The sequence below is a fragment of the Pseudoxanthomonas mexicana genome, assembly GCF_014397415.1.
Classification (GTDB): domain Bacteria; phylum Pseudomonadota; class Gammaproteobacteria; order Xanthomonadales; family Xanthomonadaceae; genus Pseudoxanthomonas_A; species Pseudoxanthomonas_A mexicana.
This window is the reverse complement of record NZ_CP060731.1, coordinates 341761-353969: the sequence shown is the minus strand read 5'-3', so window position 1 is coordinate 353969 and position 12209 is coordinate 341761. Positions and strand designations below refer to the sequence as shown.

Annotated in this window: 12 protein-coding genes; 2 read left to right on the top strand and 10 right to left on the bottom strand. The window is 71.3% G+C overall.

Annotated features, from left to right (window positions below; all coding sequences use genetic code 11):
* Positions 1–125: 125 nt before the first annotated feature.
* Both IAE60_RS01755 and IAE60_RS01750 read right to left on the bottom strand, forming a co-directional pair.
* The gene (locus tag IAE60_RS01755) at positions 126–494 is read right to left on the bottom strand and encodes a TfoX/Sxy family protein (RefSeq protein ID WP_056880820.1); all 369 of its coding nucleotides are present in this window, start codon (positions 492–494) and stop codon (positions 126–128) included.
* A complete protein-coding gene (locus IAE60_RS01750) occupies positions 491–976 on the bottom strand; it encodes a GAF domain-containing protein (protein WP_185894384.1) in 486 nt (161 codons plus the stop codon). Before IAE60_RS01750 ends, IAE60_RS01755 begins: the two co-directional genes overlap by 4 nt.
* Before the next feature lie 119 nt (positions 977–1095).
* Here IAE60_RS01750 and bioD point away from each other — a divergent pair, with 119 nt between their 5' ends.
* Entirely contained in the window at positions 1096–1776 is a 681-nt protein-coding gene (gene bioD / locus IAE60_RS01745; RefSeq protein ID WP_185894383.1) for a dethiobiotin synthase, read from the top strand.
* 138 nt (positions 1777–1914) lie between these two features.
* On the opposite strand, the gene IAE60_RS01740 is transcribed toward bioD, so the two are convergent.
* From IAE60_RS01740 to IAE60_RS01730, 3 genes are all read right to left on the bottom strand, one after another.
* Positions 1915–2307, bottom strand: a complete 393-nt coding sequence (locus IAE60_RS01740; protein ID WP_162108250.1) for a phasin family protein — start codon at positions 2305–2307, stop codon at positions 1915–1917.
* A gap of 157 nt (positions 2308–2464) precedes the next feature.
* Complete coding sequence (gene queD / locus IAE60_RS01735; RefSeq protein ID WP_185894382.1) at positions 2465–2821, bottom strand: 6-carboxytetrahydropterin synthase QueD; 357 nt, start codon at positions 2819–2821, stop codon at positions 2465–2467.
* Between the two features lie 63 nt (positions 2822–2884).
* Positions 2885–4246 carry a DEAD/DEAH box helicase gene (locus IAE60_RS01730; RefSeq protein WP_185894381.1) on the bottom strand — a complete coding sequence of 454 codons (1362 nt, stop codon included), beginning with the start codon at positions 4244–4246 and terminating at the stop codon, positions 2885–2887.
* Positions 4247–4645: 399 nt separating this feature from the next.
* Here IAE60_RS01730 and IAE60_RS01725 point away from each other — a divergent pair, with 399 nt between their 5' ends.
* A complete protein-coding gene (locus IAE60_RS01725) occupies positions 4646–5410 on the top strand; it encodes a Crp/Fnr family transcriptional regulator (protein WP_185894380.1) in 765 nt (254 codons plus the stop codon).
* 145 nt (positions 5411–5555) lie between these two features.
* Here IAE60_RS01725 and cydC read toward each other — a convergent pair whose 3' ends face one another.
* The 5 genes from cydC to IAE60_RS01700 are packed head-to-tail and all read right to left on the bottom strand — an operon-like array spanning position 5556 to position 12204.
* Positions 5556–7241 (bottom strand): thiol reductant ABC exporter subunit CydC, encoded by a 1686-nt coding sequence (cydC, locus tag IAE60_RS01720; protein WP_244966691.1) that lies wholly within the window; start codon positions 7239–7241, stop codon positions 5556–5558.
* Positions 7242–7243: 2 nt separating this feature from the next.
* Positions 7244–8953: a thiol reductant ABC exporter subunit CydD gene (cydD, locus tag IAE60_RS01715; protein ID WP_425504446.1), complete on the bottom strand. Its 1710-nt coding sequence runs from the start codon at positions 8951–8953 to the stop codon at positions 7244–7246.
* On the bottom strand, positions 8932–9657 hold the full coding sequence (locus IAE60_RS01710) for a sulfite exporter TauE/SafE family protein (RefSeq protein WP_185894379.1): 726 nt from the start codon (positions 9655–9657) through the stop codon (positions 8932–8934). The genes cydD and IAE60_RS01710 overlap by 22 nt, the downstream gene beginning before the upstream one ends.
* Complete coding sequence (gene ccoS / locus IAE60_RS01705; protein WP_187573626.1) at positions 9647–9832, bottom strand: cbb3-type cytochrome oxidase assembly protein CcoS; 186 nt, start codon at positions 9830–9832, stop codon at positions 9647–9649. The genes IAE60_RS01710 and ccoS overlap by 11 nt, the downstream gene beginning before the upstream one ends.
* Complete coding sequence (locus tag IAE60_RS01700; protein WP_187573625.1) at positions 9829–12204, bottom strand: heavy metal translocating P-type ATPase; 2376 nt, start codon at positions 12202–12204, stop codon at positions 9829–9831. The genes ccoS and IAE60_RS01700 overlap by 4 nt, the downstream gene beginning before the upstream one ends.
* Positions 12205–12209: the final 5 nt, after the last annotated feature.

The following is a 12209-nucleotide window of genomic DNA, read 5'->3' as shown; positions in this document are numbered from 1 at the left end:
ATGCTTTTGCCCGGCATGTCCCGTTGCAGAAGCAGGCCGGCTCGCGATGTTTCTGCGCCGGGTGCTGCGCGAAAGGCATCGCGCCCATGGGGCGCTCCTACAAAGGTTCGCGATGCTTGCCGGCGTCAGTCGTCGCCGCGCGAGTCGAACAGGTTCAGCGAGGGACCTGCGTCCTCTTCCTGCTCGGTGTGGGTCGTGGTCACCGGTCCGGCGGCCGGGCGGCCGCGCGGCGGGGGCAGCAGCGCGGCGGCCGCATCGTAGGCCACCAGCAGTTCGCCCCGACGGGCCTCCGGCAACTGCTGCCAATGGCAGTCCAGCAGGGCGCCTTCCAGTGCATAGAGCAGATTGAGGCTGGGGCGGAACCCCGCCCGCTTGACCCGGATGAAGGCCTCCACCGCGCCTACCGACTCCAGATCCTCCTGCGTGCGCAGGCCGACCTGGCGGAGCCAGGCGGCGGATTTGGGGCCGATGTTGCGCAGCTTGGTGCCTGTCATGTCAACGAATCCAGAAAAATGGCGGCGATGCGTTCCATGCCCGCCTGGTCGTCGGCATCGAAGCGCGCCAGGCGCGGGCTGTCGAGGTCGAGCACGCCGACCAGGTCATCCCCCTTCACCAGCGGGACCACCAGTTCCGAGCGCGAGGCGGAATCGCAGGCGATGTGGCCCGGGAAGGCGTCCACGTCGTCCACGCGCTGGGTCTGGCGGGTGCGTGCGGCGGCTCCGCAGACCCCCTTGTCCAACGGGATCCGCACGCAGGCTGGTAAGCCTTGGAACGGACCGACCACCAATTCCCGGCCATCGAAGAAGTAGAAGCCCACCCAGTTGAAGTCGGGCAGGGCGTGGTAGATCAGCGCAGCCAGGTTGGCGGCGTTGGCGATCCGGTCCGGTTCGCCGGCCAACAGGGCGCGGGCCTGGTCGGCGAGCTGTGCGTATTGTTCCGGCTTGCTACCGGTGAGCGTCTGATGGGCGAATGACATGCCATCGATTCTACTCCGCGCGTCCGGTGAGGGCCCGCTATCATTCCTCGCATGAGTACACAGGCCCCATGCGTCGCGACGGCGGCGCGCGACGGTAGCGAAATGGTCCCGGACGCGTGATGGAGCGGGCCGTGGACAGGCTTTTCGTCACCGGAACGGACACGGGAGTAGGCAAGACCGTGGTGAGCGCGGCCCTGCTGCATGCGTTCCGCGCGCACGGAAGGCGCGCCGTGGGCATGAAGCCCGTCGCCAGCGGCTGCGAACGCGCGCCCGAAGGGTGGCGCAACGAGGATGCGTTGGCCCTGCAGGCGGCCAGCGATCCGTGGCCGCCCTACGATGACGTCAATCCCTACGCGCTGCCCGCCCCGCTGGCGCCGGAGATCGCCGCGCGCGATGCCGGCGTGGATGTGCAACTGGGTGTCCTGGTGTCCGCCTTCGAGCGCCTGCATCCCCTGGCCGACATGGTGCTGGTGGAAGGCGTCGGCGGCTGGGCCGCCCCGCTGACCGCCACCCTCGACCAGCGCCACCTCGTGCAGGAACTGCGTCTGCCGGTGGTGCTGGTGGTGGGCATGCGGCTGGGCTGCATCAACCATGCGCGGCTCAGCGCGCGTGCCATCCAGGAAGACGGCGCACGCCTGGTGGGCTGGATCGCCAACGAAGTCGATCCGGCGATGGCGCGTCGCGACGAGAACTTCGCCCTGCTCTCGGCGCGCATGCCGGTGCCGTGCTGGGGACGGTTGCCGCATGCGCCGGACATCGACGCCGGACAACTCAGCCGGCACCTCGCGATTCCCCTGTAGCAGGGTCCGAAGGTCCTCGTACAGGAAAACTGCGGGCAATAAAAAACCCGGCAGCGTGGGGGCTGCCGGGTCGGGTTTGCGCGGAGGGAGGGGAGGGCCGCGCAATAACCGGTTGAAGCGGGCTTGGTTGAAGCGCGCTTACTTGGCCTTCGCGGCCTTGGTCGCCTTGGCCACCGAGGCCTGGACGCTGTCGGTCGCGCTCTCGAACTGGCTCTTCACCAGCTGGCCGAAGGCTTCGCCGGTCTTGAGGCTCAGGCCGAACACTTCCTGGCTGGCGGCGACGACGCGCTCGGCGTTGTCCTTGGCCACCTGCAGGCCCTTCGGCCACAGGTTCTTGTAGCCGTCGAGGTCGCGGGTCTCGGCCAGCTCGCCGAAGAAGGCGGTGGTGGCGTCGATGTTCTTCTCGAACGTCTTCAGCTGCACGCCGAACACGGTTTCGGCGCTTTCCAGGGCCAGGCGGTTGGCGCGCGAGGCGGCCGCAGCGAACTGGTGCGTGAACTGGCTGAAGCTTTCGTTGAATTGCGCGTTCATGGCGTGCTCCTGAAAGGGGAATCCCGTTTGTTGCGTCGCAGCATAGGCGGGCCGATGTTGCAATGCAATAACCGCCGTATGGAAATCCGACGAACGGTCAGGAGCCGTTACAAATCAAACGCTTGTAAGAGGTGGTATGAAACCGGTTCCATCCCTCTCAGGGGCCGGTATAGCGGCAGCCGGAGGTGCAGGTTTCGTGCACCACGATGGCGCTCAGCAACGGCAGCAGCGGCTTGGCCTGGTCCCAGATCCACTTCGCCAACTGCTCGCTGGTGGGGTTTTCCAGGCCGGGGATGTCGTTGAGGTAGTGGTGGTCCAGCCGCTCGTAGATGGGCTTGAAGGCCGCCTTCACGTCGGCGAAGTCCATCACCCAGCCGGCCTGCGGATCGACCGGGCCGGACAGATGCAGCTCGATGCGGAACGAATGCCCGTGCAGGCGCGCGCACTTGTGGCCTTCCGGTACGTGCGGCAGGCGGTGGGCGGCTTCGACGGTGAAGACCTTGAAGATGTCCATGCGGCGGTTCCTGGAGCGGGGAGGCGCGCGGCACCTGCACAGGTGCCGCGCGCACGGGACAGCTTAGCGGGCCGGGCGCGACTGGCCCTGGCGGGCACCGCCGGAACGGCCGCCGTCACGGCGCTGGCCGCCGTGCTTCTTCGGCCCGGCGTGCGCATGCCGCGGTGCGTCGCCGTGCGGACGGCGCGCGTGCTTCTGCGGGCCGTTGCGGCGCGGGGTGCGCTCGCCGCCCGGCAGCTCGGCCTTGCCCGGCGCGCTGTTGCCCCAGCGGATCGGCGTCTGCGGCTCGAAGCCGGGCACGTCGCGCAGGTCCATGTCGCGGTTGAGCAGGCGGACGATGGCGCGCAGGTACTTGGCTTCGTCCTGCGCCACCAGCGAGATCGCCTGGCCGGTCGAGCCGTTGCGGCCGGTGCGGCCGATGCGGTGCACGTAGTCCTCGGCCACCATCGGCAGGTCGAAGTTGATCACCTGCGGCAGCTGGTCGATGTCGATGCCGCGCGCGGCGATGTCGGTGGCGACCAGCACGTTGATGCGGCCGGCCTTGAAGTCGCTGAGCGCGCGCTGGCGGGCGCCCTGCGACTTGTTGCCATGGATCGCCGCGGTCTTGATACCGCTCTTCTCCAGGAACGTCGCCAGCTTGTCGCTGCCGTGCTTGGTACGGGCGAACACCAGCGTCTGCAGGCGGCTGTCCTGCGCCAGCAGGTGCAGCAGCAGGTCGCGCTTGCGGCTGCCGTCCACCGGGTGCACGCGGTGGGTGATGGTCTCGGCCACGGTGTTGCGCGGGGTCACCTGGATCTGCTTCGGCTCGCGCATGAACTCCAGCGCCAGCTCGCGGATCGGGTCGGCGAAAGTCGCCGAGAACAGCATGGTCTGGCGGTTCTGCTTGGGCAGCTTGGCCAGGATGCGCTTGATCGAGGGCAGGAAGCCCATGTCGAGCATGCGGTCGGCTTCGTCCAGCACCAGGATCTCGATGCCAGACAGGTCCACGCTGCGGCGCTCAAGGTGGTCGATCAGGCGGCCCGGGCAGGCGATCACCAGGTCCACGCCACGGCGCAGCGCATCCAGCTGGTTGCCCATGCCGACGCCGCCGTAGATGGTGGTGCTGGGGATGCGCAGGTACTTGCCGTAGCCCCGCAGGCTGTCGTGCACCTGCACGGCCAGTTCGCGGGTCGGCGTCAGCACCAGGGCGCGCGGCCTGCGCGGGGCGCCGCGCTGGACTTCCTGCGGGGTGGTGGCCAGGTACTGGATCAGCGGCAGGCCGAAGGCGGCGGTCTTGCCGGTGCCGGTCTGTGCGCCGGCCAGCAGGTCGTGGCCCTCCAGGGCCAGCGGAATGGCCTGTTCCTGGATGGGGGTGGGCTGGGTGTAGCCCTGTTCGTCCAGCGCGCGCAGCAGGGCGGGCGCAAGGCCAAGGGTTTCAAACGTCATGGGTAAGGCTCCAATGGCGGCCGACCGGACGCGTGCGCAGTCGCCACACGCGGGTGTGGCGGCGCATGCACGCGGAATGCGGGACTGGCCGTGACTCGAAGCGTTCCCTGAAACCGCGCTGCGAGAAGGGGTGCGGCGGCGCCAAAACGGCGCGACCGAGCTTGCGCAACGAAAGAAGTCGGAGCGGGGCGGGCGCGGGAAACCAGAGCGGATTCCCGGCGCCGGCGGACCATCGGGGAAACGAACGGCCGCAGGCAAGCGGCGCGCACTGTAACCGAATCCGGGCCTGAATGGGGGAACGGCGCCTGAAAGCCCCGGGTCCGCGACCGATTGTCGCAGCCGGTAAATACGTGACGCGGGGGCGTATCATGGCCCCCGAAGACCCACGTAGCCGACGCCATGAGCCTTCGCATCCTCCGCCTTAACGACACCCCGGTGCCCGCCGCGCCCGGCGATGGCGTGGTGTGCCAGGTCGCGCGCGGCTGCAGCGGCTGCCTGGTCCGGCACCTGGCCGTGTGCGCCGCCCTGCCGGTGGAGAAGGCGCATGCGATGGAAGCGCTGGCCGACGATGTCCGTCTGGTGGCCGGCGAACCGCTGGTACGCGAAGGCGAAGCCCGGCGCGGCGTGTTCACGGTGACCAAGGGCGCGCTGCGCCGCATCCGCCTGCTGCCCGACGGGCGCCGGCTGGTGGCCGGCTTCCTGATGCCGGGCGACTTCATCGGTTTTTCGGGCACCTCGCACTACAAGCACACCATCGAAGCCATCACCGACAGCACCCTGTGCGAGTTCTCGATGGCCGACATGCGCGGCCTGTGCCACGACCACCCGCAACTGGAGCGCGAACTGCTGGAACGCGCCTGCGTCGAGCTGGACGCCACCCGCGGCAACCTGATGGCGCTGGCCCGCCTGAATCCGATGGAGCGGCTGGCCGGCTTCCTGGTCGACATGGCGCAGCGCCGTCGTCGCCAGGGCCAGGACGACACCGAAGTCATCCTGCCGATGACGCGCACCGACATCGCCGATTACCTGGGCCTGACCGTGGAAACCGTCAGCCGCAGCTTCACCCGCCTGCGCCAGGAAGGCAGCATCGCCACCGACGACCCGCACCACGTGCGTCTGCTCAACCGCAAGCGCCTGGACGCCCTGGCCGAAGCGCGGGCCTGAGGGTCCGCTTTCTGTAGGAGCGACGTGAGTCGCGACCGCAGGCCTGGACAGCACGCATGGGTGATCGGAAAGCGAAGCCTCCGTTGAGTTTTTCACCAGATGGCGCGCGAGTGCTTCATTGCTACGGTCGCGACTTGCGTCGCTCCTATAAGGAGCGGGACGCACATTCTTTGGTCAACTTCCCGTCCCCCAGCCGGTAGCGCGTATCCACCACGCCATCCGGCAGCGCCGCGTGGCTGATGATCAGCACGCTGCGCCCTTGGGTCGCCGCCGCGATGTCGCGCATCAGCGCATCCGCGGTGTCCTGGTCCAGGCCTTCGGTCGGTTCGTCCAGCAGCAACAGTGGCGCATCGCGCAGCAGGGCGCGCGCCAGCGCCAGGCGGCGCGCCTGGCCGGCCGACAGCGTCGCACCGTTCTCGCCGACCCACGTGTCGAGGCCGGTATCACGGAAGCGCGTGTCCAGCTTCACATGCGCCAGTGCCTGCCACAAGCGCGCGTCGTCGGCATCCGGATCGCCGAGCTGCAGGTTCTCGCGCACGCTGCCGGAGAACACCGGCGCGTCCTGCGGCAGCCAGGCGATGCGGGCGTGCCACCGTGCCGCGTCCAGGGTGCGCAGGTCGTCGCCGGCGAAAGACACTCGACCGGACTGTGGTGCGTGCAGTCCCAGCACGAGCGCCAGCAACGACGACTTGCCCTCGCCGCTGTCGCCGGCCACCAGCACGCGCTCGCCCGGCGCAATGCGCAGCTGTGCGCCGTCGAGCACACGCCGCGTGGTGCCCGGCCAGGCGAACACGATGTCCTGCAGTTCGAGCGCACCGCAGGCTGCCGGTATCCGCGTGCCGTCGGCACCGCCCTGCGCCGCCGGTGCATCCACCACCTGCTGCAGCCGCTGCGCCGCCACCGTCGCCGCGCGCCAGGCCTGCCAGGCGGGCCCGATGGCGGAGCAGGCTTCCAGCACGGCGACGGTCATGAAGAACAGGCCGCCCGCCGCCGCGGCGCCGATGCGTTCCGCCTGCACGGCCGCCACCAGCACCCACAGCATCGTTGGCAGCGTGAATGCGGTGACCAGCCCATGCGCGAGCGTCGCCAGCGCAAGCCGCTGCTTGCGGCGGTCCTCCCAGCGCGCGACCTCGCGGCTGCGCGCATCCAGCGCGGCCAGCCATGCCGCGGTCGCGTCCATCGCCACCAGGTCCTGCTGGCCTTCGATGCCTTCCTGCACGGTGGCGCGCAGGCGGGTGCGGGCCTGCGCCCGCTCGCCTTCGAGGGCGGAGACACTGCGTGCCGCCAGCCACGGCGCCAGTGCCGCGATCGCTGCCAGCGCGACCAGCAGCACGGTGCCGGCCAGTGGCAGCACGGCCAGCGTCACCGCCGTGGCGAGCAGGCACAGCGACAGCAGCGCGAGCAGTGGGCCGATGGCGCGCACCAGCAAGCCGTCGATCGCGTCGATGTCCGCCATCAGCCGTGCCATCAGGTCGCCGACGCGGAACCGGCCCAGCCCCAGCGGCGCCAGCGGCAGCGCGCGTGCGAAGAACCAGGCGCGCAGGTCGCGCGCGATGCGCAGGGTCACGTCGTGGCCCAGCAGCTTCTCGCCATAGCGCGACAGGATGCGCACGAAGGTCAGTGCGCGGATGCCGGCCGACGGGCCGAAGAAGTTGAAGCCGGCCGCGGCGCTGCCGGCCAGGGCCGCCGCGGTGAGGAAGTGTCCGGACAGCCCCAGCAGTGCGGTGCCCGCCAGCAGCGTCAGCAAGAGCAGGACCACGGCCAGCGTGATGCGCGGACGATGCCTCGCCAGCACGTCGTGCAGCGACGTTGCATCGTCATGCCGATGCAGGCTCACGGCATGCCTCCTTGCGTACGCATGCGACCGTCGTGCACGTGCCAGACCTGCATCATCGCCGCCTGTGCGGCCGGGCTGTGGGTCGCCATCAGCACGCAGCGGCCGCGCGCGAACGTCCGGATCGCCTGCAGCACCGCGGCTTCGGTGTCGGGGTCGAGGAAGGCGGTGGGCTCGTCGAGCAGCAGCAGGTCGGGATCGCGCAGGAACACGCGCGCCAGCGCCACCCGCCGCGCCTCGCCGCCGGACAGTCCGAAGCCGCGTTCGCCGATCACCGTGTCCAGGCCCTCCGGCAGGCGCGATGCGAAGCGCAGCACCTGCGCGGCCTCGGCCGCCTGTTCCAGTTCCGCATCGCGGGCGCCGGGCTTGGCCATGCGCAGGTTGTCGCGCAGGCTGCCGGCGAACAGGAACGGGCGCTGCGGCGCGTAGCCGATGCGCAGGCCGGGCGCGTGCCGCAGGGTGCCTGCGTGGAGCGGCAGCCAGCCGGCCAGGGCTTCCAGCAGCGTGCTCTTGCCGTCGCCGCTGGCACCGACCAGGGCGACATGCTGCTCGCGATGCAGGTCCAGCGTGAGGTCGGACAGCACGTCGCGCGCGGCGGCGGGATGGCGCAGCGTGGCATCGCGCACGCTGACGAGCGGTGTTGCGGCGATGGGCGTTCCCCCGTCTGCGTCGCTCGCTACGACAGGCGGTGCGTCGTCCAGCACCAGCGCGATCTCGTCCATCGCCGCCAGGGCCGCGGCGCGGTCGTGGTAATGCGTCGCCAGACGCCGCAGCGGCGCGTAGAACTCCGGCGCCAGCAGCAGGCAGAACACGCCCATGCCCAGCGTCAGCGGCGCCGTACGCAGGTCGAGCATGCCCAGGTAGGTCAGGCCCAGGTAGAGCGCGATCATCGCCACGCTGAGCGAGGCGAAGAACTCCAGCACCGCCGACGACAGGAAGGCGATGCGCAGCACGCGCAGGCTGCGCACGCGCAGTTCCTCGGCCGCTGCGCGGATGCCGTGCAGCTCCGATGCCCCGCGTCCGTACAGGCGGATCAGCCCCAGTCCGCGCAGGCGGTCGGCAAAATGCCCGCCCATGCGCGTGAGCGCCTGCAGCTGGCGCTGGCTGGCGGCCTGCGCGCCCCAGCCGACCAGCATCATGAAGACCGGCACCAGCGGCATGGTCAGCAGCAGCACCAGGCCGACGGTGCGATCCACGAAGAACACAGCCAACAGGATCGCCAGCGGCACGCCCACCACGTCCGCCCGCAGGGGCACGAAGCCGCCGAAATAGCCTTCCAGCGCGTCCACGTGCGCGCCCATGCGTTCGGCCAGCGCGCCGCTCTGCTGCGCGCGCACCCAGACCGGCCCGCGGGCGACCAGGCCACGCGCGATCCGCGCGCGCACGTCGACGCGGATGCGTTCGACGGCGCGGTCGGCGAGTCGGCGGCCCGCCCACGTCAGGCCTGCGCGCAGCAGCAGCGTTGCCAGCAGCGCGCCGAGCAGTGGCAGCAGCGCGGCGGGCGGGGCGGCTTCCACGAACGCGCGCTGCAGGCACAGTGCGATCAGCGCCGCCTGCGGCACCACCAGCACGCCGCCGATCACGCCCAGCGCCGCGGCGGCGCGCAGGGGCGCGCGCGCGACTGCGCCCAATGCCTGCAGGCGCGCCTTCGCCGTGGCGCCGGTCGGTGGCTCCATCGCGTTTGCGCTCACGTCGGCAGCGGCTGGCATCCGAGCGCTGCCAGCACGCCGTGCAAGGCGGGATGCTGCATCAGCCACGGCGAAGCGATCGTCAGCAGCCCGGCCGCCAGCACGAACACGGCGGCCGCGCGCCGCACCGAGGTGCGCTGCCAGTGGCGACCCAGGCGCGCGCCGGACCATGTCAGGGTCACCATCATCGGTAGCGTGCCCAGGCCGAACATCGCCATCGTCAGCGCGGCATCGCGTGCATTGGCCTGCAACCAGGCCACCGTCAGCAGGCTCAGGCTCAGGCCGCACGGCAGCCAGCCCCACAGCGCGCCGGCCATCAGTCGCCGTGGCACGGTATCGGCCGGCAGCACGCGCGCATGCAGCGGGCGCAGCACCTGCCACACCTTCGCGCCGGGGCGGGCGAGGAAGTCCAGCCGGCCGCGCTGGTCGAGCAGGCGCAGCGCCAGCACCACCAGCGCCAGGCCCACGCCCACGCGCATGGCGAGCACGGCGTTCTGGTGCCGCGCCAACGAGAGCAGGCCGCCACCGAAGGCGCCCACCAGCGCGCCGGCCAGCGCGTAGCCGGCGACGCGTCCGAGATTGAGCTGCAGCGCGCTGCCCCAGCCCGGGCGGGACGACATGGCGGAAAAGCCGGTGGCGATCCCGCCGCACATCACGGCGCAGTGCGTGCTGCCCACCAGGCCGGCCAGCAGCGCGGCCAGCAGCACCGGAACATCAGGTCCCATCGTCGCCTTCGCGGAGCGCGGGCGCGGACGGACGCGGCGGTGCGTCGTCCAGGATGTCCAGCGCCGGGGTGTCGAGGTCGTCGAACTGGCCCTTGCGCACCGCCCACGCGAACGCGGCGATGGCCAGGCCCAGCAGGACCAGGCTGATCGGCAACAGCATCAGCAGGATGTTCATGCCGCCATCTCCGTGGAGGTGCGCGCCAGCCGCAGCGCATTGAGGGTGACCACCAGCGAGGATACCGCCATGCCCAGCGCCGCGATCCAGGGCGTGACCATGCCCGCCGCCGCCAGCGGTACCGCCAGCAGGTTGTAGCCGGCCGACCAGGCCAGGTTCTGCTTCACCAGCCGGCGCGACAGGCGCGCCACGCGCACGGCATCGGCGATGCGCAGCAGCGAGGGGCCGGTGGCGACCAGGTCCGCGGCCTGCTGCGCCAGCGGCGCGCCTTCGCCCATCGCGATGGACACGTCGGCGCCCGCCAGCACCGGCGCATCGTTCAGGCCGTCACCGACCATGGCGACGATGCGGCCTTCGGCCTGCAACCGGCGCACGGCCGCCAGCTTGTCCTCCGGCGACTGCCGGGCGTGCGCGGACGTGATGCCCAGTGCGTGCGCGAGCCGGCGGACCGCGCCCTCGCCATCGCCGCTGGCCAGGTGGATGGCCAGCCCCTGGCCGCGCAGCGCCGCGATCGTCGCGGCAGCGTCGTCGCGCGGCTTCTCGGTCAGGGTGAACCGGGCCACGCCACGCGTGCCATCGCCCAGCCACAGCGTGCCGTCGTCGTCGCGGCCGGCCGCCCAGTCGCCGCGTCCGAAACGCCAGTGGCGCCCGTCGATGTCGCCTTCCACGCCCTGGCCCGGCCGTGCCACCACGGCCTGCGCCGGGGCATGCGTGGCGATGTCGGCGAAGGCCGACGCGATGGGATGGCCGCTGTCCTTTTCCAGTGCGGCGACGATGCGGGCCGCGGCGTCCGCGTCCAGGCCATCGAATACCTCCACCGCGACGCAGGCCGGGCGGCCGTCGCTGAGCGTGCCGGTCTTGTCGAACACCACGTCGGTCGCGCGCGCCAGCGTGTCCAGCGCCTCGGGCCGCGTGGCCAGCACGCCGCAGCGCGCCAGCGCGCCATGCGCGGCGGCGAGCACCGCCGGCACCGACAGCGACAGGGCGCAGGGGCAGCTGATCACCAGCAACGCGAGCGTCACTTCGAACGCGCGCTCGGGCTGGTACATCCGCCAGCCGGCATAGACGCAGGCGGCCAGCACCAGCAGCGACAGCACGAAGTGGCGGCCCACGCGGTCGGCCAGCTGCGCCATCGGCGGGCGGTGGCCCTGCGCGCGGTCGACCAGTTCGGCCAGCTGCGACAGCCGCGTGCCGGTGCCGGTGGCGGTGACGCGCACGCGGGCCGGCCGTTCGCGGCAGGTGGTGCCGGCGTAGACGGTGTCGCCGGCGTGGCGGCGCACGGGTCGCGATTCGCCGGTCAGCAGCGCTTCCTCGAAGTCGGCCGCGCCGTCGAGCAGCACGCCGTCGGCGGGCACCCCATCACCCGCGGACACGCAGACCACGTCGTCCACCCGCAGTGCGGACGGCGGCACCGATTCGCGCGTGCCGTCGTCGCATTCGCGGATCGCGAACACCGGCTGCGCCCGTGCCAGTGCATCCACCTGCGCGGTCGCCACGTTGCGCGCGCGCTGCTCCAGCATGCGCGCGGCCAGCAGCAGGAACACGAACATCACCGCCGCGTCGTACCACACGTGGGTGCCGCCGCGGATCGTCTCGACCAGGCTGGCGAAGTAGGCCAGCAGGGTGGAGCCGGCGATCAGCGTGTCCATGCCCACGTGGCGCGCGCGCAGTTCGCGTGCCATGCCGGCCAGGAACGGCCAGCCGCTGTAGAACACCACCGGCGTGCTGACCAGGAAGGTCAGCCAGCGGAACATGTCGCGCGTGGGTACCGGCATTGTCGCGTTGACATCCAGGTACAGCGCCTCGGCCAGCATCATCGCCTGCAGCGACCCCAGGCCGGCCACGCCCAGGCGCAGCAGCCAGCGGCGGCGGTCGGAGAGCCGCTTCTGCTCGCGCGCATCGCCGGTGGCGAGGTAGGGCCGGTAGCCCAGCATCGCCAGTCGCTGCAACAGGGCCGACAACTTGGTGCGCGCCGGATCCCAGGCGATGCGGATGCGGCCGGTGACGGCGTTGGCGGTGGTGTCGAGCACGCCGGCCTCGCGCGCGAGGGCGCGGTCGATCAGCCAGGCGCAGGCGGCGCACCGCATGCCGTCGGTGAGCAGCACGATCTCGCGACCGCCATCGACAATGCGGCTGTGCTGGTCCAGCAGTTCGCTGCGGTCCCAGCTGTCCAGGTCCAGGCGGTCGGCCTGCACGCGGTTGGCGTTGGCGCTGCGCAGCCGGTAGTAGCTGCCCAAGTCCGCTTCCTCGATCCAGGCCGCCGCCGCGGCGCAGCCGCTGCAGCAGAACGCGTGCCCACCGGCATCGACGCGGTGGGCGGCATCGGCGACCGGCTCACCGCAGTGGTGGCAGGGCACCAGGGGCATGTCCATGCCGG

Bases quoted from the DNA above. Each gene is read 5' to 3' on its own strand.
- ccoS (WP_187573626.1), bottom strand. From the start codon at position 9,832: ATGAACATCCTGCTGATGCTGTTGCCGATCAGCCTGGTCCTGCTGGGC.
- IAE60_RS01740 (WP_162108250.1), bottom strand. From the start codon at position 2,307: ATGAACGCGCAATTCAACGAAAGCTTCAGCCAGTTCACGCACCAGTTC.
- queD (WP_185894382.1), bottom strand. From the start codon at position 2,821: ATGGACATCTTCAAGGTCTTCACCGTCGAAGCCGCCCACCGCCTGCCG.
- IAE60_RS01700 (WP_187573625.1), bottom strand. From the start codon at position 12,204: ATGGACATGCCCCTGGTGCCCTGCCACCACTGCGGTGAGCCGGTCGCC.
- cydD (WP_425504446.1), bottom strand. From the start codon at position 8,953: ATGCCAGCCGCTGCCGACGTGAGCGCAAACGCGATGGAGCCACCGACC.
- IAE60_RS01755 (WP_056880820.1), bottom strand. From the start codon at position 494: ATGACAGGCACCAAGCTGCGCAACATCGGCCCCAAATCCGCCGCCTGG.
- IAE60_RS01725 (WP_185894380.1), top strand. From the start codon at position 4,646: ATGAGCCTTCGCATCCTCCGCCTTAACGACACCCCGGTGCCCGCCGCG.
- IAE60_RS01710 (WP_185894379.1), bottom strand. From the start codon at position 9,657: ATGGGACCTGATGTTCCGGTGCTGCTGGCCGCGCTGCTGGCCGGCCTG.
- IAE60_RS01750 (WP_185894384.1), bottom strand. From the start codon at position 976: ATGTCATTCGCCCATCAGACGCTCACCGGTAGCAAGCCGGAACAATAC.
- IAE60_RS01730 (WP_185894381.1), bottom strand. From the start codon at position 4,246: ATGACGTTTGAAACCCTTGGCCTTGCGCCCGCCCTGCTGCGCGCGCTG.
- bioD (WP_185894383.1), top strand. From the start codon at position 1,096: ATGGAGCGGGCCGTGGACAGGCTTTTCGTCACCGGAACGGACACGGGA.